Consider the following 22,413-nt stretch of genomic DNA (forward strand, 5'->3'; position numbering starts at 1 on the left):
GTTCAGAGCTCCACGATGCGATGTGAAGGAGCGGAGACCAGGATCGCGTCGGGCGTGTCCGGAACGATCTCGTCGCGGTCGCGCGTGTCGCCTTCGAGCGTCAGGCGAAATTCGGTGACGAAATCCACCCACGGCAGCGCCTCGACGAAATCGAGCAGCTCCGAGCGGACGACGCGGCCGCCGAAGCCCAGTTCGGTCGTGCTGTCGAAGGCCCAGGGCGAGAGCGCCTGCACGAGGGCCTGGTCGATCTGCGGTCCGTAGAAGTTGAAGCCGAAACCCGGCCGCAGCCGCACCTTGAAATCGAGCTGCACCGGCCGGTAGCCGGGGTTGCGCACATGTACCCGCGTCTGCGGGCCGCAGCGCGCCGCAAGGTGCTCGCGGATGCGTGCCAGCGTGTCGAGGTCGACGCGTGGCTGCAGCAGGTTGCCCGTCGGCCGGTTGCGCAGGTCCGGCACCACCACCATCGTGAGGTGCCCGGCCGCGAGCCACGAGCTGTCGCTCGCATGCGGAATGCACTTGGCGCGGTGCACCGAGGGAAAGGCCTGCAGCACCAGCCGCTCGCAGTCCCACCGGTTCACCGCGCGGTTGCGGTGGCGCAGCCGTTCGGCGGCGCGGCGCGAGAGCGAGGTGTCGTCTTCCTGCAGCGCGCCGCCGAACGAGGCGTAGGGCTGGGCAATGAATTTCACCGCCGCCAGCGGCGTGCGCGCCTTCGCGATGCTGCCGGGCGGGAGCGCACGCGCAAGGCGCGCGGGGTCATTGCCCTGGTCGGCGAACACCACCTCGATCGCATTGGCATGCACGCCGACGATGTCGCAGGCCGCATGCGGCGCGCCGCTCGTGGTGGCGCGCAGCCATACGGGGCCGGCTGGCAGGCGGGTGTTGGCCGTGGTGGTTTCGCGCGGCAGCACCAGACCGACCAGGCCGCTCGCGCGCAGGCCCCGCGTGTCGTCCTGCACCAGCTCGCCGGTGCCGAGCGTGCGCCAGGCGTTGTCGGCGAGCACCGACCATTGAATGCCCGCTGCCTCGGCCAACGGGTCGGCCGTGCCTTCGGCGACCTGGATCAACAGGCTTTGCGAGTCGCCCGCCTGCGCGCCGTCGAGCGCGATCAGGAATTCAGCCGATGCCGCATGCGCCGGCAGCAGCCCGATGCCGCCCTGCGGCGCCCATGGCCGGCGCGTACTGAGCCATGCATGCTCGCGCGCAAGGCCCAGCGCATCGATCTGGAAGAACTGCACGTCCGTGTCGGTGAACGCGGCCTGCGACGGATCGGCGAGGCGGCTCTCGTCGCTTTCGGCCGTGTAGTCGAGCGTGATCTCCTGCACCTTGGGCGTATAGGGCGGGTTCAGCACCTTGGGCGGCACGGCGGTCGCGGCCGAGGTGGCGTCGCGCATGAAGTCGCGATGCAGCAGGTCGTCGATCAGCGAGACGGTGACGAACCCGGCGCGCGGTGCGCTGGGCGTGGCGGCGGCGAGCGCCGAGTTCGAAAGGCTGCCGAAGAGCCCGGGGATTGCCGTGATGCCGGTGATGTTGGCAATCGCGCCGATGCCGGTGAACCCGGCGACCGGGCTCGACATGAACGACATCGACCGCGCCACCGGCTGCGCGAGCTGCATCGACACCGCCGCATGCGCTGCCATCGCGCTGCCACCCTGGAGCAGCGACTGCATCTGCATCGCCGGCGCATAGGCCTGGATGCCGCTCGCCGCGCCGGCGATCACGTTCAGCGTGGTGGAGGCCGGGGCACGCGCGATCAGCGTCACGTTGGCAGCCTGGTGCTCGGTGCCCGAGGCATCGCGCCAACTGGTGGCGGTGCTCACGCCGTTGCTCATCGTGCTGCGGCGTGCATAGCCTTCGTACCAGTCGTGCAGGTCGGCCGGTGCACCTTGCCAGGCGAGGTGGATCTTCAGCGAGGTGACCGGCTTGGCCAGCGCCTCGGCGCACCCCACGTGAAAGCGCGAGCCGACCGTGGGCTGCGCGCCGAAAGGCAGGAAGGCCTTCTTCGGGTCGAGCGGCGCGTCGTCGTTCTCCAGCGTGAGGGCGCGCATGTCCTTGACGTTGACCGTCACCTTCGCGCTGCGCACGGTCACGTCTTCGAGCGCGCTGTAGGCGAGTTCGGCGCCCGGCTTCAGCAGGCACTGGATGACGGGCAGGGCGGCAGGGAAAGCATGCAGATGAGCCGCAGGGTTGTGGTCGACCACGGCAGGCTGCGCGGGGCCGACGGCCACTTCGAGCGTCAGCAGGTCGCCGCTCAGGCTGCCGCTCATCGGCAGCGGGCCGATCCAGCCGGCCGGGCCCGTGAGGTGGGCATCGAAGGCAGCAGCGAGCGCCGAGGCATTCACTCCCGTGGGAAGACCCGACAGCCGCAACTTGAGCCGCACCGTGCGCGCGCCTTCGGCCAGACGCAGCAGCGGCGAAGCGATGGCAAAGCCCACCGGCGCGGCCGGCAGTCCCGTGCGGCCGAAGGGCGGCCAGTGCGGTGCGGCGGGTGGGAGCGGCGTACCCAGTCCATCGACCGAGTTGGTCACGGGCGCGAACAGGAGCCGCTGCCCATCGCGCACGATGCTCGCGAGCCGTGCCACCCGTGCGCGACCCACGACAGCGGCGCGCACCGGCGCGAAAAGTTGCTCGACCTTGGTCGCATCCTTGCCGGCCGAGAACAGTTGCGGCGCGGCGATCTCGACTGGCGCCGCGCCTTTCTTGAGCTCGAAGACCAGGTGCGCGCGGTCCGGCTGCGGACCGCGGGGCGCGAAGCCCAGCACGCGCTGCATCTGGTAGTTCAGGTGCTGCGCGGTGAAGTCGTTCAGCCGCGCCTGCGGTCGGGCCAGCAACTGCAGGAACGCGATCAGCAGGCCGTGATGTGGCTGCTGCTTGCCGTCGGTGCTCTGCACCAGCGCTTCGAGCTTGGCGATGTCGCCGGACGGAAAGTAGGGCTGCCAATTGCCGGGCGTCGCCGACACGGGCCACTGCTCGTGGTGTTGGATCAGGCCGGCCAACGCGTGCAGCGATTGCAGCAGCTGCACCGTGCTGCGGTCGTCGATGGGCGTGGACGCGGGCGCGAGACGCGGATCGTCGCGCTCGACCTGCGCCGTTCCGGGCGCGGCGGCGAAGGCGTCAAGGAGGTCTTGGGCGGCCATCTCAACTCCTCGCCGGCAGCGCGGGAACCACGCGATCGCGCAGCTCGTTCGCATCGCCCAGGTAGTACGGGAACACGAGATTGAAGCGGGTGTTGGTGCTGCGCACCGTGTAGTCGAGCCGGATCTGCAGCACCCCCTCGAACGCACGCGAATCGTCCACTGCCAGTGAAAGCACCCGGATGCGTGGCTCGTGGATCAGCAGCGTGGTGGTGATGCGGTCTTCGAGCAGCGTGCGCAGCGTGGTGCTCAGCGGCTCGAAGAGCAGCGGCGAGAGGTCCAGCCCGAACTTGGCGTTCAGCACGCGTTCGCCCGGCGCCGTGCCGAACAGGATGGCCAGGCTCTCCTGGATGTCCACCTCGTCCTCGACCATGCGCACCTGGCCGTTCGAGAACGACGGCGGAAAACCGAAGCCGCGGCCGAGGAAGAGCGGAGTGTCGTCCATGGCCTTACCCCAGTTGCAGCGCGGAGCCCGCGACCTTGACCACGCCGATGCTCTTCACGTCGGTGCTGACGACGCTCTCGAACTTCATCTCGGTGTTCGCCTTCACCGAGAAGGCTTTCGCGCTCTCGATGGCGATACCGTCCCGCGAGAGCACGATCTTGTTGCCGTTGCTGTCGCTGATCGTGATGCCGCCGCCCTGGTCGTCGAGCACCAGCGTGTTGCCGCCGGGCGTGGCGAGCGTGAGCGATTTCTTCTCGTCGTCGAAAGTCAGTGCGATGCCGCTGCGGCTCGTGTAGCCCTTCACGTGGTTGTCGTTGCTCGGCGCGAGCGGCGCGGCCTTGGCGCTGCTGTGCAGCATGCCCAGCACCACGGGGTGGCGCGGGTCGTCGTCCAGGAAGCCGACGAGCACCTCGTCGCCGATCTCGGGGCGAAAGAAGAGACCCCGGTTGCTGCCCGCATCGGCCGCGGCCACGCGGGCCCAGACGCCGTCGTCGCCGCCGTTCACCAGCGGCATCCGCACCCGCACGCGGAACTCGCCCTGCGGGTCTTCGTTGTCGGTGACCACGCCCAGTTGCAGGCCGGCGGCCGGTGCCAGCAGGTCGGCGGTGCGCTGGCGCTGCAGGCGCTCCCGCAGCGCGGGGTCAGGCTCGGCGCTGCCGAACTGCAGGTGTGTCTTCCAGCCACGTTGCGTGTCGAAGACCTGCCGCACGCCGGTGACGAGCACGTCACCGCTGAAGCGGTCGCCCACGCCACCGAGCTTGACCGTGTCGCCGGGCTGGACGGTCGCGATGCCGACGCACATGGCGCGGCCGCTCGCGAGATCGACCGCCGCGCGTTGCCGCATTGCGCTCGCGAGCGCCACGCCCTCGGGGGCATCGAGGGTGCTGTGGGGCAGCAGCACCGTCTCCGAACCCGCATCGACGGCCAGTGCATCGGCCTGGAAGTTGCCAGTGGACTTGAAGGCAGGCGCCTCGCCTTCCTGCTCCTCGACGGCCTGGTCGGCCGGATTCCAGCTCACTGTCTTGACGGCCTGCGCCTGAATGCGCGCGTCGATGCCGCCGTCGAACTCGAGCAGGGTCGCACCGAATTGGAGTTGCACTGACGGAGCTCCGATCTTCGGCTCGCTCACCGAGAGCTTTTCGCCACGCGTGAAGACCATGCGCCCGTTGGCGGTGGCCCGGGTGACGACGAAATCCCAGTCGGTGCAGTCGTGTTGAACGAGTTGCTTGTGCGTGACCGTGGTGGCATCGACTTCCGCATCGACCGTGGCCGCACCGAGCAGCGACTCGATGACATCGCCATCGGTCTGGTCGAAGAAGTTCGCGCTGCGGCGCACCTGGGCGAGCTTCATCGCCGCGTGGCGGCAATCGATCACCAGCATCGACGACGAGGCCTCGCGGATGCGCAGCCGCTGGCCGACGATCACGCCCTTGAACACCAACGTCGGGTCGGCCCCGCTGCCGGCCAGGATCTCGATGGTGCCGCCCGGCTTCACCAGGTCGAGCTTGCTCAATGGAAAGTCACCTGAGCCTGCCGCACCATCGACATACGCAAGCTGCGCCGAGGCGATGCGGTTGGCCGCGGCCACCACGCTCACCGAATGCAGCGCGTGCTCGCGCGGCACCGGATCGCCGTTCACCTTGACGGTGAACTCGCGGTGCTCGGCCTTGATGGGGAGCGTGCGCTCCGCGGGCTTGGCGGGCGGCGGAGGTGGGGCAGCGACAGCGTTGGGCATGTTTCGTCCTTCGCTCACTTGCGCAGCGGCGGAAAGCGCACGCGCGTGCCAGCGGGAAGATGCCGCACGCCGTCGAGGTTGTTGGCGCGCGCCACCTTCAGGTAGAGCGCGGGGTCGCCATAGATCTGCGCGCACAGGGCGGCCAGCGTGTCGCCGGCGCGCAGCACGCGCACATGGGTGAGGTCGGGCGAGGAATCCTGCGAGAGCGCGACGCGCGTCTGGTCTTCCACCGCATCGACGAAGGTGGCGGCGATGGTCGCGCGCAGCGGCGTGCCGTCGGCCTTGAAGAGCTTGTACGCAATCGATGCGCTCTTGAGCACGCAGCGCTTCACCTGGATCGTGCCCCAGGCCACCAGCAGGTAGTTGGGCCGGTGGATGTCGCCGTTGTAGCCGGTGACGGTCTGGAACTTCTCGACCTGCTGCTGCACGTCGATCTTCACGCCGTTGGCGCCGGTGCCATCGAGAAAGAAGTTCAGCGACATGTCGCCGGGCTTGACCTTCTTGAAGTCCATGCGGCTGCCGGTGGTGCCCGAGCCTTGCGCGGCGTCGTACTCCATCTCGTAGGCGAGCGTGATCTCGCTCGGGTTCACGTACGACTCGAAGGTGTCGATCTGGCTGCCGGTGGCGCAGTCCGGTGTGGTGAAGGCCTGCACCAGCAGTTTTTCGAGATGTCCTGAAGGCATGTCAGTGACTCCATCTGCGGGTGTTGCTGTTCGGGGCGCGTGCACAGGCCACCGGGTACTCCCCTCCGCGAATGTCCCCCGGCCTGCGGCCTCCTCCTTGATTTCGCTGCGGGGAGCACCCGATGCCCTGTGCACCAGAGGCGCGGCTGTGGTACTGGCCGATCAACGACTGCTCTGTATAACGAGCACGCCGATGGGGTGCCTTGCGCAGCGAAATCAAGGAGGAGGCCGAAGGCCGGGGGACATTCGCGGAGCAAGGTACCCCGTCGGCGGGATCGCGCCCTGAATGGCTCCTGCGACGCTGAACAAGAGAGCAAAGCTTCATTTCAAGGCTCCTCGCGGTCACGAAGAATTTCGAGCACCCGCTCGACGCACTCCGCTACCAGTGCCTGCCGGTCGTCCGCCGGCGCAGGCGGTGTCGCGGTTCCACCACCGGCCGCATTGCCGACCTCGACCGTGATCACCACTTCATCGACGACGATGGGCATGGAAAGCTCCTTCAGCTCTTGTCGATCCGGAAATACTTGTAGGCCAGCGTCAGCGTCTCGACGACGAAGGTGTTGGCCGACGCGTTGAGATCCGCGATCGACCATTTCGTCGGAAAGGCGCCCACCACATGCCACGTCATCAGCGGCTCGTGTTCGGGGTTCAGGAGTGTCACGTCCACGTCGCGCGGCGTGATGTCGAGTTCCTCGATGCACTGGCGCGCCCAGTTCCACACCTCGCTGTCCTTCAGCAGCCCGCGCTTGAGCACCAGGTCGCCGTACTTCGCCACGCCGGGGTAACGCTGCACGTAGCGGTTCTCGCCGCCTTCGGGCATGTCCTCGGTGGCGATCTCCAGCGCGAGGCCGCCCACCTCGGTGAACCGAAGGTCGTCCGCTACGGGCGTGATGCCAAGCACTTCCACCTTAAAGTGGAAGCCGAGAGGAGGCGTGAACATGACGAGGCCTGTCGATCGGTCCGTCAGTCGTTCTGCAGTTCGAGCCCTTCGTGCGCGATCTCGATCGACTCGATCGCGACCTCGTTGCCGGCCGCTTTCAGGCCCGGCCCTTCCACCTTCACCGGGAAGGCGTTGTGGATCTTCCAGGTCATCACCGGCGCATGCTCTTCATTGAGCAGCGAGATCACCACGTCGCGCCGCTCCACCTGGTTGAGCTTGACGGTCGAGAGCCACTTGAAGAAGTCGTTGTCGGCCTTGATGATCCCGCGCTTGAGCGTCACGTTGTTGAACTTGCGCAGGCCCGGCATCTTGATCGACGAGTACTCGGGGAACGAGCCGTCCCGGTATTCAATGGCCTGGTTCTCCTGCGTGAGCCCGCTGACTTCGGAGAAGCCCAGGCGTGTGCCACCCCACTGGACGGTGAAGTGGAAGACGGGAAGAGGGTATTGCTGCGGCATGGCGTCGGCTCCTCGAGAATTTCAATCAATCGATCGATGAATGGGTGTGTCGCTCAGCTGGTCTGCAGCTTGTGCGAGAACTTGAGGACGATGAATTCGGCGGGCCGCACCGCGGCCATGCCGATCTCCACGTTCATGCGGCCTTCCAGGATGTCCTGCGCGTTCATCGTGGTGCCCAGGCTGCAGCGCACGAAGAAGGCGTCCTTGATGGTGGCGCCTGCGAGTGCGCCCTCGCGCCACTTCTGCGTCAGGTAGTTCTCGATCATTCCGCGCACCTTGACCCAGGTGTTGGCGTCGTTCGCCTCGAACACGGCCCAGTAGGTGCTCTTCTTGACCGACTCCTCGACCATGTTGAAGAAGCGCCGCACCGGCACATAGCGCCACTCGTTGTCGTTGCCGGCTAGCGTGCGCGCACCCCATACCAGCGTGCCCTTGCCCGCGAAGGCGCGGATCGCGTTGATCGACTTGCCGGTGGTGGCATCGACGTTGAGCTCGTCCTGGCGCGCGTTGTCCAGCCGAACAGTGGGCTCCACCACGTCGGCCAGGCCGACGTTGGCCGGGGCCTTCCAGACACCGCGGGCGGTGTCGGTGGCGGCATACACGCCGGCCACCGCGCCGCTGGGCGGCACCACGATGTAGTGGTCGAGCAGCGCGGCCTTGGCGGCGTTGAAGGCGGCGGTGGCCGTGGTCTGCAGCGTGTCGAGCGTGGCCGCGGCGCCGCCACCGATGGTGACGTTGACATTGGTGCCCAGGCCCATCACCGCATGGTTGAAGCTCGAGCGCAGGAACGGGTAGTAGAGCGCGCCGTACTTCAGGTTGTTGTTGCCGACACGCGCGCGGTTTGCAGTGAGTGCGGCGTTGTCCTGCGCGGCATCGCCCCCGAAGAGGTCGAGGATCGCGAAGCGGTCTTTCAGCGTGCCGCACTGGATCAGCATGTTCTGCGACATGGTGTCGTAGCCCGTTCCCCCGAGTTGAATGGCCTCGGGGCACACGAGCAGCGTGGGCTCGTCCTCGAGCGCGACGGCGTCCAGGCCCGCAGTGAAGTCGGCAAGCTCGATGGCATCGGCATAGCCGCCGACCGACACGATGTAGCACTTGCCGCCACCGTTGTCGAAGAACATCTTGACCGCGTAGTACATGAGGTACGTGATCTCGGGCGGGGTCACCGTGGCGATGAAGCCAGGGCCATCCGCGACCAGCGCCACGTCGATGTCGGGCGTGTCGGGCCCGCCGAAGTACTGCTCGTACTCGGCGAAGTTGTAGATCTTGGTGGGCCGGTTGGACAGGTCGCCAGCGCTCACCTTGCGAGCTTGCCCGGTGTAGCCGATGAAGGCCGGGATCGCGGTCTCGACCTCGGCCACCGAAGGTGGAAAGACCGAGATTTCTTCGATGTAGACATCGGGCGTGCGGTAGGTCGGCATGGCGAAGGCTCCTTTGCGGTGCTGAGGAAGTGGTTCAGGATTGCGAGAGGTGGACGACGAATTGCGCGTCGGGGCGGTCGGCGCCGGGCTGCGGCAGGTTGCCGATCAGCAGGTCGCCGTTGCGATGCAGTTCCAGCCCCGACGGCCCGCGCGCGCGGCGCGCGACGCTGGCCTGGGCTTCGAACAGGGCGATGCGCGCGCTGCCCGAGGGGTCGAGCAAGCCGGGCGCCAGGTGCCCGGGCCCGAAGGCGGCGGGCAGTACGCGGTTGAATTGGATCGCGGGGCGCGACTCGGCGGAAAAGCCGTTGTCGAGCACCTGGACCTGGTTGAACTCCGCCTCGCCGAAGCGGTTGGCCACGACGTAGTAGCGCAGCGTGTCGCTGCGCGCGGCGAAGGCGAGCGTGAAAGCGTGGCCATCGGCGATGTGGCCGGCATCCACCGTCAGTTCGAGCAGGCCCCAGGCGCCGATGAGCTCCGGCTCGACCTGCAGGCGCCAGCTCTGGGGTGCGGCGTTGCCATCGTCTTCCTCGACGCGCCAGATGCCGCGGGTGAAGAGGCCCAACGGGGTCCAGGCTTCTTCGCCGATGTTGAGCACGGCCTGCGCGCGCTGCGTGTCGGTGGCGTCGAAGAGCCGCAGGGTCAGCGGGCGCAGCGCCGAGCGCGGCTCGATGCGCAGTTGCTCGCCGCTCATTCGCACTGCTGCGGGACCGGTGAGTGCGTCGGCATCGGGCGAGTTGCGCCAGAGCGCCGTGTCGCCCGGCGGTAGGCCGAGGGGCACGGTGATGAGTTCGAACGACGGCTCGCGTGGCTGCAGGCCGAAGAGGAATGTGCGGCCTGCCAGCGGGGAGAGCGGTTGGGCGCTTTCATTCGCTTCGTACAGGATGTGCAGGCGGCCATCGCGTTGCCGCGCGATGGCATGGGCACCTGCGAGTGCGCGCTGCGTGGACGGCGGCACGAGGAATTCGATGGTGTCGCAGGCGCCGCCGAAGAAGGCGTGCTGCACCTCGACGGTCCAGAGGGGTCGGAAGTCGATGCGGGCCATGGTCTTCAGCGTCCGTGCAGCGACGTTTGAATCGACGTCACCGGCATGCCCGTACCAATCGGTTCCATGTCCTGCAGCGCCACCAGCCGCAACCGGTACACCACCGAAGGCAAGTGCTTCGCGCCAAGACAGGTCCACATCTGGTTCAACTGCTCGGGCCCATAGCTCAGCAGGTCGAGCGCCACGCGCTCCAGCCCCATCGGCAATGCGGGGCTGTCCGCCGGCGTGAACAACGGCCGCGCCTGGAAGAAACCCATGATGTGCGAGAGCGTGCGCAGCGCTTGCGCGTACTGCTGGAAGCGCCCCGAGAAGAGCAGCACGAGGTTGAGCTTGAGCGGAGGCGGCAGCATCACTTCGCGGCCGGCGACGATGGCACGCTCGGGCATCTGGTCGCGCAGCACGCGCTCTTCGTCGATCTGGAACAGCGTGAGGCGCGTGGTGTCGACGACGCCGACCCAGTTGCCGCGGTCGTCCACCAGCGGGCCGATGTCCACGGCACCGAGCTCGCTGCCCGTGCGCTTGCGCAGGTGGGCATTGACCTCGTCGGCGATGAAATCAAGCGCTGTGTCGATCACCTTGCACCCTTCGAAAAGCATCCCTCGGGATCGGGGAGCGCAACCATATTCCCGAGGTTTGGCCGGCGCAATCAGGCCATCGGCGCTAGACCTGTGGAGGTACGACGAACCTCCATCGGCCGTGTAGCCGAGCGCGAATCTGCCGCCTGGCGCTTGAACTCCACGGGTGCGCCGCTAAGCTGGAAACGGTGCAAACCGTCCGAGGACGAAGGAGCGTGCGAATGCCCAAGCAGGTGTGCAGCGGAGCCCAGGTCTCGTGCTCGATGGGGCTCGCGCCTTCGGCGTTCAACGCGACGCCGAAGGTGGCTGCGATGCCGGCCGGCCCACCCGGCAACGTGCAGGACAGCGTGCCCTTTCTCAACATCACACCTTTTGGCATGTGCCGAAGTCCTGCCAATCCATCGGTGGCATCGGCCACGGCGGCTGCCGCCGGTGTGCTGACGCCGATGCCTTGCGTGCCGGTGACGCCTGCGCCATGGGTACCCGGAGCTGCGATGGTGCAACTCGGCGGCATGCCCGCATTGCACGATGGCTGCACGCTGCAGTGCGTGTGGGGTGGCGTGATCAGCGTCTTGACGCCGGGGCAGGTGGCGGTGGACATCAGCTGAAGCCTCGCGCTGCGCAAGGGAAAACGCCGGGGAGCGCGGTGCGGGTGCGCGGCTAAAGTGACTGCGCTTTGCCACTCCTCTGCTCCATCGCATATGCCACTTCCGTTTCGCAACGTCGTCCTCACCGGAGCCTGTGGTGGCCTGGGCCAGGCACTGGCGCGCGAGCTGATCGATGACGGCGCGCAGGTGGCGCTGGTCGGGCTCGACGCGGCGAAGCTCGATGCGCTCGCTGCGCTGGCACCTGGGCGATGCGCGGTCTACACGCCCGACGTGTCGAACAGCGCCGCGATGCAGTCCATGGCCATCGACTGGATGGCCAGGGCCGGCGTGCCGGACCTCGTGATTGCCAATGCGGGCGTGGCGGGCGGCTTCGATACGGCCGAGGCCGATGACCTCGCGGTGCTGCGCCGCATGCTGGAGATCAACCTGCTCGGCGCGGCCACCACCTTCCAGCCTTTCGTGAAGCCGATGCGTGCGCAGCAGCGTGGCGCGCTGGTCGGGGTGGCCAGCATTGCCGGCTGGCGCGGCATGCCGGGCAACGGCGCCTACTGCGCGAGCAAGGCGGGGTTGATCCGCTATCTCGAAAGCCTGCGTGCCGAGTTGCGCGAAACGGGCATCACCGTGCACACCATCAGCCCCGGCTACATCCGCACCGCCTTGACTGCGGGCAACCGCTTCGCGATGCCGGGCCTGCTTGAAGCCGACGAGGCCGCGCACCAATTGCTTGCCGGTGTGCGTGCGGGGCGCGAGCAGATCGTGCTGCCGCGCCGCATTGGCTGGCTCTCGAAGTTGCTGAACCTGCTGCCCGAGAAACTGCACGACCGCGTGCTGCGCGGGCAGCCGCGCAAACCGCGCGTGGGCGAGGCGGGCGCTACTTCCATTCCGGGCCTTTCCGAAAAACACCCACCCACCTGATGGCAGACACCGTACCCACCCACGAGAAGATCGCCCTCATCGGCGCCGGCCCTTCCGGCCTGGCCGGGGCGCGCAACCTGCAGAAGCACGGCGTTGCTTTTCAAGGCTTCGAGGCGCACAGCGATGTGGGCGGGCTGTGGGACATCGACAACCCGCGCTCCACGGTCTATCACTCGGCGCACCTGATTTCCAGCAAGCGCACCACCGAGTTCGCGGAGTTCCCGATGGCCGACACGGTGGCCGACTATCCGAGCCACCGCGAGCTGCGCCGCTACTTCAGCGATTTCGCCGACCGCTTCGGCCTGCGGGAGCACTTTCGCTTCAACACGCGCGTGCTGCGCGTGGAGCCTGTGAGCGATGCGCCGGACACACGCTGGCGCGTGACCATCGACACGGGTGCGGGCGGTGCCGAAACCGCCGAGTACAAGGGCGTGGTCATTGCCAACGGCACGCTCGCCGAACCCAAGCGCCCGCAGTTCGAAGGCCACTTCGATGGCGAACTGCTGCACACCAGCGACTACAAGCACGCCGAGCTCTTCAAGGACAAGCGCGTGCTGATCGTCGGCGCGGGCAACTCGGGCTGCGACATCGCGGTCGATGCGGTGCACTACGCGAAGAGCGTCGACATCTCGGTGCGGCGCGGCTACTACTTCGTGCCGAAGTACGTGTTCGGCAAGCCGGCCGACACGCTCGGCGGCAAGCGGCCGTTGCCGCCGTGGCTCAAGCAGCGGGTCGATGCGACGGTGCTCAAGTGGTTCACCGGCGACCCGGTGCGCTTCGGGTTTCCGAAGCCCGACTACAGAATGTACGAGTCGCACCCCATCGTGAACTCGCTGGTGCTGCACCACGTGGGTCATGGCGACATCGGCGTGCGCGGCGACATCGCGCGGCTCGACGGGCACACGGTGCACTTCAAGGACGGCAGCGCGCGCGAGTACGACCTGATCCTGGCCGCGACCGGCTATGCGCTGCATTACCCGTTCATCGACCGCGACCTGCTCAACTGGCAGGGCATGGCGCCACGCCTGTACCTCAACATCTTCTCGCCGCGCTTCGAGAGCATTGCCGTGCTCGGCATGATCGAGGCGAGCGGTATCGGCTGGCAGGGGCGCTACGAGCAGGCCGAACTGCTGGCGCGCTACTTCCGCGCGAAGGCCGCGGGCTCGCCCAAGGCTGACGCACTGCGCGCGGCGGTGCAGGGGCCACCGCCCGATCTGTCGGGTGGCTACAAGTACCTGCAGCTCGAACGCATGGCGTACTACGTGCACAAGAACACCTACCGCGCGGCGGTGCGCAGCGCCTCGGCGGCGCTGGCCGATCCACGCTGAACGAGGCCAAGACACCCATGCTGCCCGTCGACGAGATCCGCCTGCACTTCAACCCCGCCTCGCTGGTGCTGCTCAACGTGGTGCTGGGCTTCCTGATGTTCGGCATTGCGCTGGACACGCGCATCGACGACTTCAAGCGCGTGGCGCGGATGCCGGGCGCGATGGCGGTGGGCATCGGCGCACAGTTCATCGTGTTGCCGGCCGTGACTTTCGCGCTCACGCTGATCCTGAAGCCGGGGCCGAGCATTGCGCTCGGCATGATCCTGGTGGCCTGCTGCCCGCCGGGGAACATCTCGCAGATCCTCACGCACCGCGCGGGCGGCAACGTGGCGCTGTCGGTGTCGATGACGGCGATCTCGAATGCGCTCTCCATCGTCGTCATGCCGCTGAACTTCGCGTTCTGGGGCGGGCTGCATCCGACGGCGTCGGCGCTGCTCAAGACGATTGCGCTGGACCCGCTCGACATGCTGGGCCACATCGTGATGATCATCGGCATTCCGTTCGTGCTGAGCGTGGCCTGCGCGCACCAACTGCCGCGGCTCGCCGCGCGCATCAAGAAGCCGGCGCGCATATTGAGTTTTCTCGCGCTGATCGCTTTCATCGTCGGCGCGATCGCGGGCAACTGGCGCTACTTTCTCGACTACGTGGGGCTGGTGCTGATGGCGGTGGTGATCCACGATGCGCTGGCGTTCGGCACGGGCTACCTGTGCGCGCGGCTGTCCGGGCTGGGTGACTACGACCGGCGCGCGGTGTCGATCGAGGTGGGCATCCGTAACGCGGGGCTCGGGCTGGTGCTGATCTTCAGCTTCTTCGGAGGCCTCGGCGGCATGGCGGTGGTGGCAGGCGTGTGGGGCTTCTGGGACATCATCGCGGGCCTTGCGCTGGCGAGCTGGTGGGGGCGCAAGCCTGCGACGCCATGAGCGCACGCCGCGTGCTCGTGACGGGCGGTGACGGGTTTCTTGGGCGCGGCGTGCTGGCCGCGCTGGTGGGGAAATCGCTTGAAGTCTTCGTGGCACTCGATGTGCGCGAGGTGCCGGCGGAGCGGCAACTGCCGGGCGTGGTCTATCGCCAGCAGGATGTGCGGGATGCGGGCATCGGCGGCACGCTGGCCGAATACGCCATCGACACGGTCGTGCATCTGGCTTCCATCGTCACGCCGGGCAAGGACTCGAACCGCGTCTTCGAGCATTCGGTGGATGTGGGCGGAACGCGCAATGTGCTCGAAGCCTGCGTGGCGCAGGGTGTGCGGCACATCGTGGTGTCGTCGAGCGGCGCGGCCTACGGGTATCACGCGGACAACCCGGCGTGGATCACCGAGTCGCAGCCGCTGCGCGGCAATCCGGTGTTCGCTTATGCGGACCACAAGAGGCAGGTGGAGGAGATGCTCGCGAACTACCGCGCCATGCACCCCGCGCTCGCGCAGACGGTGCTGCGCATCGGCACCATCCTCGGCGAGCGGGTCGACAACCAGATCACTGCGCTGTTCGAGAAGAAGCGGCTCATCGCGATCCGCGGCAGCGCGAGCCCGTTCGTGTTCGTGTGGGACGAGGACGTGACGGGCGCCATCGCGCATGCCCTCGGCGGTGCGCCGCCCGGCTGCTACAACCTCGCGGGCGACGGCGCGCTCACCATCCACGAGATCGCATCGCGCCTCGGCAAGCAGGCGACCGACTGGCCGGCCGGCGTGCTCAAAGCGGCGCTGGCGGTGGGATCTGCATTGGGTGTGAGCCGCTACGGGCCGGCGCAGCTCGACTTCCTGCGCTACCGGCCGGTGCTGCTGAACACCGCGCTGAAGGAGCGCTTCGGCTATGTGCCGCGCAAGACCAGCAGCGAAGCCTTCGACGCTTTTGTCGCGGCGCGTGCGCGGCAGGGGCGGCCGGTCACTTCTTCTTCGTAGCTTCTTCGGGCGGCGCGATCAGGTGCTCGAGCATGCGCCGCGCATTGATCGGCAGGTCTTCCGACGAGCGCACGCAAGCCATCAACGTGCGTTCGGCCCAGGCGTCGGCAAGCGAGGCGCGCGCGATCTTCATCGAGCGGGCACAGCGCTCGGCCGCGGTCTGCGGCACGATGCCCACGCCGATGCCGTACTCGACCATGCGGCACACCGCCTCGAAGTTGCGCACGCGCACGCGGTAGGCCAGGTGCTTGCCCAATGCGCGCACGTGGCCGGTCAGCAGTTGCTGCAGCGCGCTGTCCGCGGGCAGGCCGACGAATTCGCTGTCGACCACTTCGGCCAGTTTCACGCGTCGGCGCCCGGCCAGCGCATGGCCGCGCGGCATCACGAGTACGAGATCGTCGCGGCGGAAGGGATGGCATTCGAGGCCTTCGCTGTCGATGGCGTCCGAGACGATGCCGATGTCGCACAGGCCCGCGCGCAGCGCATCGACGGTGTCGGGGCTCGGGCGCTCTTCGAGGTCGACCGAGATGCGCGGATGCTCCGCGAGAAAGCGGCTCAGCACCTCGGGCAAATGCTCGGTCAGCGCCGAAGTGCCGCACATGAAGCGCACGTGGCCCTTCAAACCCTGGCCGTATTCGCCAAGCTCGCCGCGCAGCCGCTCCATCTGCTGCAGCACGACGCGCGCATGGTGCAGCAGCGTACGGCCGGCCTCGGTGGGGCGCACACCCTGCGCATGGCGGGTGAGCAGGGGGCTGCCGAGCGCATCTTCCATGCCGCGCACGCGCTGGCTGGCCGAGGCGAGCGTCATGTGCGAGCGCTCGGCCCCGGCCGTGAGGCTGCCAGCCTCGACGACGTGGATGAAGAGCCGCAGGTCGGTGAGATCGAATCGCATGGTGGGCCACAAGGTAGCACGGGAGCCTCAGCCTGTGCCTGAGGCTGGGTGCGTGAATGCCGCATTTTCAGTCGTGCGCCGGGTCTGCAGACTCGGCGGCAATGACGATCTTTTCCAATGAACTGACGGCGGGCCACTGGGCCGCGGCTGCCGCTGTATTTCTTCTGGCCGGGGTGATCAAGGGCGTGATCGGGCTCGGACTGCCGACGGTGTCGATGGCGCTGCTCGCGCTCTGGATGCCGCCGGTGCGGGCCGCGGCGCTGCTGATCGTCCCTTCGCTCGTCACCAACATCTGGCAGACCGGGCCGCGCGCGAGCTTCGGGGCGGTGCTGCGGCGCATCGGCGGCATGCAGGCGGGGATCGTGGTGGGGACGCTGGGCGGGGCGCTGTGGCTCGGCGCGCCGGGGGGCGCATGGGCATCGGTGGCGCTCGGCGTGGCGCTGGTGGCCTATGCGCTCTGGGGGCTCACCGGGCGGCAGCTGCATGCGCCTGAGGCGCACGAGTGGTGGCTGGGGCCGCTGGTGGGTGTTGCGACAGGGTTGGTGACGGCGGTGACCGGCGTGTTCGCGGTGCCGGCCGTGCCTTACATGCAGGCGCTGGGCTTCCAGCGCGATTCGTTGATCCAGGCGATGGGGATTTCGTTCACCACCTCGACCGTGGTGCTGGGCGTCGGGCTGGCGAGCAACGGCGGCTATCCGATGGCGGCGGTGGGCAGCTCGGTCGCGATGCTGGTGCCGGCGATCGGCGGCATGGTCATCGGGACGTGGCTGCGGCATAGGCTGCCGGTGGCGGTGTTCAAGCGCTTCTTCCTGATCGGGCTGGCGCTGCTGGGCGGCTACATGACGGTTCGCGCCATCGCCTGACCCGGCGATCGGTCAATCAGGCGACGGACAGCAGGGCGGCGCGCACGCGTTCGATGGTCTGGCGATAGGGCAGGGCGAAATCGTCGAGGGCGTCGTCGGCGGCTAGCCAGCGGAAGGAAAACACCAGACCTTCTTCTTCAGGGCTGCCCGTGGCCATGTGCTCGAAAGTCTCGGGCAGCGGGCCCTCGGCGCGCATCAGGAACAGATGCCACAGCTGCGGGTGGCGGTGCGTGTTGCCCTCGACGCCGGCCTCGCATTCGCGGTCCAGCGTGCCGAGCGATTGCAGTGAGCCCGTGAAGTCAATGCCCGACTCCTCGAGCAGTTCGCGCCGCACCGCCACCTCGGGCGATTCGCCGGGCTCGATGGTGCCCTTGGGCAGTTGTGTGTTGCCGTCCCCGGGGTGACGGAACACCAGCAGCCGGCCCCGTGCGTCGACCAGGCAGGCGCAGGCCTTGAGGATCGGATCGGAGGGGCTGGCGCTGTTGTCGCTCATCAGGCGCCCGTCAAGGCGGCCTTGACCGCTGCGCTGACCTGGCCCATGTCGGCCTTGCCAGCCAGGCGGGTCTTGACCACGCCCATCACCTTGCCCATGTCGCCGGGGCCGCTGGCGCCCAGCTCGGCCACGATGGCCTTCACTGCGGCCACGGTTTCATCGGCGCTCATGCGCTGGGGCAGGTAGACCTCGAGCACCTTGATCTCGGCGGCTTCCTTGTCGGCGAGGTCGGCGCGGCCGCCGGTGGTGAACGCGGCGATGGAGTCCTTGCGCTGCTTGACCATCTTGTCGACGATGGCCACGACCATGGCGTCGTCGAGCTCCACGCGCTCGTCGACTTCCTTCTGCTTGAGGGCGGCGAGCAGAAGGCGGATGGTGCCCAGGCGTTCGGAGTCCTTGGCGCGCATCGCCGTCTTCATGTCTTCGGTGATCTGTTCTTTGAGTGTCATTCGTCAACCTTTCGGAAAAAACAAAAGCCGCGGCAGGTTTCCCTGGCGCGGCTGGTGCAACGGGACGCTGGCGAGGACTTTCGTCGGGGCCAGCCGCCCTGGGCGTTGCTTAGTACAGCTTCTTGGGGAGCTGCATGCTGCGCACGCGCTTGTAGTGGCGCTTGACGGCGGCAGCCTTCTTGCGCTTGCGCTCGGCGGTCGGCTTTTCGTAGAACTCGCGGGCACGCAGGTCGGTCAGCAGGCCGAGCTTTTCGATGGTGCGCTTGAAGCGACGCAGAGCGACGTCGAAGGGCTCGTTTTCTTTAACGCGGATGGTGGTCATTGATGAATCGTTGAACTGAAGTTGGCTCGGGGAGATCGAGGCCCAAAGCCGGGGTTCCTCAACTGAAAATCTTTTGCGGCCGTTGAGGGGAGGCCAGAAGTTAGCCCGAGATTATAGCGCGGTTGCGCACGCATGGGCGCTTGCCCAGGCCCATTGGAAGTTGTATCCGCCCAACCAACCCGTCACATCGACCACTTCGCCGATGAAATACAGGCCCGGCTGCTTCGATTCCATCGTCTGGGACGACAGATCGCGGGTGTCGACGCCGCCGGCGGTGACTTCGGCCTTCTTGTAGCCCTCGGTGCCGCTCGGGGTGATCTGCCAGCGGGCGATGCGCTCGGACAGCGCCGCCAGCGCCTTGTCGGCCGCCTCGTTGACGGGGCGCTGCAGGGCTGGGTCCTGCCCGACCCAGGCGTCCGCCAGCCGGGAGGGCACCAGCGTGGACAGCTCGTTGGCGATGCGTTTCTTCGAGCGTAGCTTGGCTTCGCCTAGCGCCTCGGCCACGTCCGTGCCGGGCGCGAAATCGATGGTGAGCGGGGCGCCCGGCTTCCAGTAGCTCGAAATCTGCAGCACCGCCGGACCGGAAAGGCCCCGATGGGTGAACAGCAAATCCTCGAGGAAGGCCATCTTTTCCTTCTTGGCCCCGGTTTCGATCCGCACCGGCAGCGCCAGCCCAGCCAGTTCGGCATACGGGGCCCAGCCTTCGCCACCGAAGGTCAGCGGCACGAGGGCCGGGCGGGGCGTGACCATGCGCAGGCCGAACTGTTCGGCGATGCGATAGCCGAAGTCGCTGGCGCCGATCTGGGGAATCGACAGGCCGCCGGTCGCGATCACCAGCTTCGGCGTCTCGATGACACCCCGATCGCTATCAATTCGATAGCTTCCGGCGCCCGCTGCATCAGCAGGTGCCGGAGAAAAAGCAATGTTCCCCAGCTTGCACGGCTGCCACCGCGTCACCCCGCCGGCCTCGCATTCCGCCAGCAGCATGTCCACGATCTGCTGCGAGGAGCCGTCGCAAAAAAGCTGCCCCTTGTGCTTCTCGTGAAAGGCGATGCCGTGCTTCTGCACCAGCTCGATGAACTGTTGCGGCGCATAGCGCGACAGGGCAGAGCGGCAGAAATTCGGGTTGTCGCCGATGAAGTGGCGCTGGGGCGCGCGCACGTCGAGGTCGCGGTTGGTGAAGTTCGCCCGCCCGCCGCCCGAGATACGGATCTTCTCGCCGACCTTCTCGCTGTGGTCGACCAGGAGCACCTTGAGCCCGCGCTGGCCTGCCACCCCGGCGCAGAACAGCCCGGCCGCACCGGCGCCGACCACGATGACGTCGAATTGAATGGAAGCGCTCAAGACGGTCAGGGCCCATCGGCCGCCAGCAGCGGCGGGGCGTTGTACTTCAGGTGGCCGACGTAGCGCAGCGGCTGCGTGGCGGAAATGGACGGCACATCGCCCTCGCGCATGTGCAGCAGGTCGGCCGGGCTCACCCAGCGCGGATCGGCCGCAGTGATCGGCAGGCCCGCCTGCCGGTAGGCCTCGAGCACGAACTGCGAGCAGAAGAACTGGTCGTCGCGGCTTGCGCCCAACTGCACCATGGCCATGCCGCTGATGCAGAAATTGCTCACCGAGGACGGGATCAGCGGCAGCTCGCAGAGGCGCCGGTTCAGCACGAAGGGCGCGTTCAGCAGCACGCCCGTGGTGTTGTAGCGCGTGCCGACCTGCGAATTGGCCCAGGCGCGCAGCTTGGCGACGCCCGCTGCATCGAGCCCCGGCACGCGGAATGCCACCACCATCTGTTCCTCGGCCACCACGTCGGCCAGCGGCCGCGCGCGCACGCCGGTGCCCACGGCCTCGGCGATCAGCCCGTCGCCCAGGTACAGCAGCGCATGGCTCACCGGCGAGAAGGTGCCCAGCCGGATACCGAAGGAATTGACCGTGGCGATCGAGCTCAGCAGGATGTCGCCGGGCTCCAGCGCGCTGGCCGTGATGAGCTCGCCGCCGTTGCCCGGCGCGATGACCGAGCTCTGTACCCTGAGGCGCAGGCCCGAGTCCTTGGAGGGCAGGTCGACCCGGGTGGCGCAGGCCGAAAGCAGCAGCGCGGCACCCGCCACGGCCACGAGCGCGGCGGCACGAAGAGCGGCGCGCATCATCCTTTCCAGACGAACGGGAACTTCAACTGCTTGAAGAAGCCGTTGGGCACGTAGTCGCCCAGCACGCCGTATTTCTCGGGCCAGAGCTTGGTGCTCTTGACCGCGGTGCCGAAGAGGTAGTCGAGGAAGGCGTAGTGCGCCGAATAGTTCTTGTCGAGCGCCTCGATGTCTTGGCTGTGGTGCCAATGGTGGAAGTTGGGCGTCACGATCACATAGCGCAGCGGTCCCAGGCGCACGCTCACGTTGCAATGATTGAACACCGCCTGGAAGCCGACCACCACGATGTAGGCATCGATCACTTCCTTGCTGAAGCCCAGCACGTAGATCGGCGCGAGCACCAGCGTGCGGGTGATCAGTAGTTCCAGGATGTGCTGGCGGGAGCCCGCCATCCAGTCCATGCTCTTCACGCTGTGGTGCACCGCGTGCAGGCGCCACAGCACCGGCACCTCGTGGTACGCGCGGTGGGTCCAGTACTGCACGAGGTCGGCCACCAGGATGATCAGCAGAATGCCCGCCCAGAACGGCAGGTTGCCCACCCAGCCGCGGATGCCGTCGTTGGCAGCCCAGCCGAAGAGCTTGTGCACCATCAGGTTGGTGGCCAGCAGCACGAAGCCCACGATCATGTGGTTCACCACGAAGTGGTGGAAGTCGGTCTGCCACTCTTCGCGGAACACCGGCTGGTCTTTCCGCAGCGCGAACAGCTTCTCGATGAAGATGAAGATCAGCGACGAGCCGAGCAGGTCGAGGATGAACCAGTCGAGGCCGATGTACGGCGTGTTGTCCGCGAAGTCGTGCACCGGCACCTTGTGCCCGCCGAGCAGCGCCGACGCCGCCACCAGCAGGAACGCGGCCGACGAGAGCCAGCGCGAACGGTTGAAGATGATGTTGACCAGCGAGAGTCCGCCCGAGATGACCAGCGCCGTGAGCAGGATGTAGCGCATCAGGTCGACGTTGTAGCTCTTGCGCAGCTCGGGCGTGGTGAGGTACTGCGGAAAGTGGAAGGCCAGCACGCCGAGGAAGCACAGGATGCCCAGGCTCAAGGCGATGGTTCCGGTGACGAGGCCGCGGCCGCGCTGCAGCTCGCCGTGGCTTCCCGTGAAATCATTCAGTTTGTCGAGCATGTCCGCCTCTCTCTAGCTTGCGCTTTTGTTGGAGCGCGATTTTAGGCGGCTGTAGGAAAACACTCACATAGGCCGAATGGCGCGCCGCCGCAGCAGCGAGGCCGCGCCCAATGCCACCGCCATGACCAGCAGCGAGACCACCGTGGTCACCGTTCCCAGCGCATAGATCGACGGCGTGGTGACCGTCGAGGTCAGCCCCTGCAGTTCGAGCGGCAGCGTGTTGACGTCGCCGATGGCCTGCGAGGTGCGGGCGATCTCATCCCACGACAGCGTGAAGCCGAACATGCCGATGCCCACGACCGAGGGGCCGATCAGCGGCAGCACCACGAAGCGGAAGGTCTGCCACGGTGTGGCGCCGAGGTCGCGCGCAGCTTCCTCGTAGGCCGGGTTGAAGCGGTTGAACACCGCGAACATGATGAGCAGGCCGAAAGGCAGGGTCCACGTCAGGTGCGCGCCGAGGGCGGAGCTGAGGAGGCCGAGTGCCGTGCCGTAGCCTTCGAGCAGCGTGGTGGCGTCCACGGCCGTGAGCACGCCCTTGATGCCGGTGTCCAGCAGCCGGAACTGCAGGCCGATGCCCAGCGAAATGATGATCGACGGCATGATCAGGCTCGCCACCGTCACGAAGAAGAGCGCGTTGCCGCCCTTGAGCTTCTTGCGGAATGCGAGCCCGGCCAACACCGACAGCACCACGGTGAAGGCCATCACCACGGCGCCCAGCGCCAGCGAGCGCCTGAAGGCCGCGCCGATGTCTACCGTGCCCAGCCCTTCGGCCAGCTTATAGAACCAGTGCAGCGAGACACCGCGCAGCGGAAAGGTCAGCCCGCCCTCGGGGCCCTGGAAGCTCAGCACGAAGATCGTGATCATCGGGCCGTAGAGGAACAGCACGAACAAGGCGAACACGATCGCCAGGGGCCAGAAGCCGGGGGCACGCTGCGCGCTGATGGGCGTCTGCAT

Annotated in this window: 24 protein-coding genes; 6 read left to right on the forward strand and 18 right to left on the reverse strand. The window is 67.4% G+C overall.

Translation table 11 applies throughout. The features are described 5' to 3' along the window. Positions 1–2 precede the first annotated feature (2 nt). The 10 genes from ACSFA7_RS15215 to ACSFA7_RS15260 all read right to left on the reverse strand — a co-directional run bounded on the left by ACSFA7_RS15215 (position 3) and on the right by ACSFA7_RS15260 (position 10,430). Positions 3–3,134, reverse strand: coding sequence for a hypothetical protein (locus tag ACSFA7_RS15215; protein ID WP_435500138.1), 3,132 nt, complete (start codon positions 3,132–3,134; stop codon positions 3–5). A 1-nt stretch (position 3,135) separates the two neighbouring features. Next, complete coding sequence (locus ACSFA7_RS15220; RefSeq protein WP_435500139.1) at positions 3,136–3,576, reverse strand: GPW/gp25 family protein; 441 nt, start codon at positions 3,574–3,576, stop codon at positions 3,136–3,138. A 4-nt stretch (positions 3,577–3,580) separates the two neighbouring features. Continuing rightward, entirely contained in the window at positions 3,581–5,311 is a 1,731-nt protein-coding gene (gene vgrG, locus ACSFA7_RS15225) for a type VI secretion system tip protein VgrG (protein WP_435500140.1), read from the reverse strand. A 14-nt stretch (positions 5,312–5,325) separates the two neighbouring features. Further along, the gene (locus ACSFA7_RS15230) at positions 5,326–5,994 is read right to left on the reverse strand and encodes a CIS tube protein (protein WP_435500141.1); all 669 of its coding nucleotides are present in this window, start codon (positions 5,992–5,994) and stop codon (positions 5,326–5,328) included. Positions 5,995–6,320: 326 nt separating this feature from the next. Beyond that, the gene (locus ACSFA7_RS15235; protein WP_172672138.1) at positions 6,321–6,482 is read right to left on the reverse strand and encodes a DUF5908 family protein; all 162 of its coding nucleotides are present in this window, start codon (positions 6,480–6,482) and stop codon (positions 6,321–6,323) included. A gap of 11 nt (positions 6,483–6,493) precedes the next feature. Continuing rightward, a complete protein-coding gene (locus tag ACSFA7_RS15240; RefSeq protein ID WP_435500142.1) occupies positions 6,494–6,934 on the reverse strand; it encodes a phage tail protein in 441 nt (146 codons plus the stop codon). Between the two features lie 23 nt (positions 6,935–6,957). Beyond that, on the reverse strand, positions 6,958–7,392 hold the full coding sequence (locus ACSFA7_RS15245) for a phage tail protein (RefSeq protein WP_435500143.1): 435 nt from the start codon (positions 7,390–7,392) through the stop codon (positions 6,958–6,960). A 53-nt stretch (positions 7,393–7,445) separates the two neighbouring features. Next, entirely contained in the window at positions 7,446–8,813 is a 1,368-nt protein-coding gene (locus ACSFA7_RS15250; RefSeq protein WP_435500144.1) for a phage tail sheath family protein, read from the reverse strand. 34 nt (positions 8,814–8,847) lie between these two features. Then, entirely contained in the window at positions 8,848–9,855 is a 1,008-nt protein-coding gene (locus ACSFA7_RS15255) for a hypothetical protein (RefSeq protein WP_435500145.1), read from the reverse strand. Between the two features lie 5 nt (positions 9,856–9,860). Beyond that, positions 9,861–10,430, reverse strand: a complete 570-nt coding sequence (locus tag ACSFA7_RS15260) for a Pvc16 family protein (protein WP_435500146.1) — start codon at positions 10,428–10,430, stop codon at positions 9,861–9,863. Positions 10,431–10,651: 221 nt separating this feature from the next. Here ACSFA7_RS15260 and ACSFA7_RS15265 point away from each other — a divergent pair, with 221 nt between their 5' ends. From ACSFA7_RS15265 to ACSFA7_RS15285, 5 genes are all read left to right on the forward strand, one after another. Then, positions 10,652–11,038 carry a DUF4280 domain-containing protein gene (locus tag ACSFA7_RS15265; protein WP_435500147.1) on the forward strand — a complete coding sequence of 129 codons (387 nt, stop codon included), beginning with the start codon at positions 10,652–10,654 and terminating at the stop codon, positions 11,036–11,038. Positions 11,039–11,131: 93 nt separating this feature from the next. Further along, on the forward strand, positions 11,132–11,953 hold the full coding sequence (locus ACSFA7_RS15270; RefSeq protein ID WP_435500148.1) for an SDR family oxidoreductase: 822 nt from the start codon (positions 11,132–11,134) through the stop codon (positions 11,951–11,953). Continuing rightward, on the forward strand, positions 11,953–13,281 hold the full coding sequence (locus ACSFA7_RS15275) for a flavin-containing monooxygenase (RefSeq protein WP_435500149.1): 1,329 nt from the start codon (positions 11,953–11,955) through the stop codon (positions 13,279–13,281). Before ACSFA7_RS15270 ends, ACSFA7_RS15275 begins: the two co-directional genes overlap by 1 nt. Before the next feature lie 17 nt (positions 13,282–13,298). Next, positions 13,299–14,201 carry a bile acid:sodium symporter family protein gene (locus ACSFA7_RS15280; protein ID WP_435500150.1) on the forward strand — a complete coding sequence of 301 codons (903 nt, stop codon included), beginning with the start codon at positions 13,299–13,301 and terminating at the stop codon, positions 14,199–14,201. Continuing rightward, positions 14,198–15,178, forward strand: coding sequence for an SDR family oxidoreductase (locus ACSFA7_RS15285; RefSeq protein WP_435500151.1), 981 nt, complete (start codon positions 14,198–14,200; stop codon positions 15,176–15,178). The genes ACSFA7_RS15280 and ACSFA7_RS15285 overlap by 4 nt, the downstream gene beginning before the upstream one ends. Here the strand turns inward: ACSFA7_RS15285 and ACSFA7_RS15290 are convergent. After that, entirely contained in the window at positions 15,162–16,070 is a 909-nt protein-coding gene (locus ACSFA7_RS15290; RefSeq protein WP_435500152.1) for a LysR family transcriptional regulator, read from the reverse strand. The two genes, ACSFA7_RS15285 and ACSFA7_RS15290, sit on opposite strands and share 17 nt — an antisense overlap. A gap of 101 nt (positions 16,071–16,171) precedes the next feature. On the opposite strand from ACSFA7_RS15290, the gene ACSFA7_RS15295 reads away from it, so the two are divergent. Beyond that, positions 16,172–16,933 carry a sulfite exporter TauE/SafE family protein gene (locus tag ACSFA7_RS15295; protein WP_435500153.1) on the forward strand — a complete coding sequence of 254 codons (762 nt, stop codon included), beginning with the start codon at positions 16,172–16,174 and terminating at the stop codon, positions 16,931–16,933. A 16-nt stretch (positions 16,934–16,949) separates the two neighbouring features. On the opposite strand, the gene ACSFA7_RS15300 is transcribed toward ACSFA7_RS15295, so the two are convergent. The 7 genes from ACSFA7_RS15300 to ACSFA7_RS15330 form a co-directional block, all read right to left on the reverse strand. After that, entirely contained in the window at positions 16,950–17,426 is a 477-nt protein-coding gene (locus ACSFA7_RS15300; protein WP_435500154.1) for an NUDIX domain-containing protein, read from the reverse strand. Continuing rightward, entirely contained in the window at positions 17,426–17,875 is a 450-nt protein-coding gene (locus ACSFA7_RS15305; RefSeq protein WP_206174382.1) for a GatB/YqeY domain-containing protein, read from the reverse strand. Before ACSFA7_RS15305 ends, ACSFA7_RS15300 begins: the two co-directional genes overlap by 1 nt. Positions 17,876–17,984: 109 nt before the next feature. Beyond that, complete coding sequence (gene rpsU / locus ACSFA7_RS15310; protein WP_007833691.1) at positions 17,985–18,197, reverse strand: 30S ribosomal protein S21; 213 nt, start codon at positions 18,195–18,197, stop codon at positions 17,985–17,987. 111 nt (positions 18,198–18,308) lie between these two features. Beyond that, positions 18,309–19,541, reverse strand: a complete 1,233-nt coding sequence (locus ACSFA7_RS15315) for a BaiN/RdsA family NAD(P)/FAD-dependent oxidoreductase (protein WP_435500155.1) — start codon at positions 19,539–19,541, stop codon at positions 18,309–18,311. Positions 19,542–19,546: 5 nt separating this feature from the next. Continuing rightward, positions 19,547–20,338 (reverse strand): YaeF family permuted papain-like enzyme, encoded by a 792-nt coding sequence (locus tag ACSFA7_RS15320; protein WP_435500156.1) that lies wholly within the window; start codon positions 20,336–20,338, stop codon positions 19,547–19,549. Further along, positions 20,335–21,459: a sterol desaturase family protein gene (locus ACSFA7_RS15325; RefSeq protein ID WP_435500157.1), complete on the reverse strand. Its 1,125-nt coding sequence runs from the start codon at positions 21,457–21,459 to the stop codon at positions 20,335–20,337. The genes ACSFA7_RS15320 and ACSFA7_RS15325 overlap by 4 nt, the downstream gene beginning before the upstream one ends. A gap of 63 nt (positions 21,460–21,522) precedes the next feature. Next, positions 21,523–22,413 (reverse strand): ABC transporter permease, encoded by an 891-nt coding sequence (locus tag ACSFA7_RS15330; protein WP_435500158.1) that lies wholly within the window; start codon positions 22,411–22,413, stop codon positions 21,523–21,525.

The organism is Variovorax trehalosi, from assembly GCF_051216415.1.
Classification (GTDB): Bacteria; Pseudomonadota; Gammaproteobacteria; order Burkholderiales; family Burkholderiaceae_C; genus Variovorax.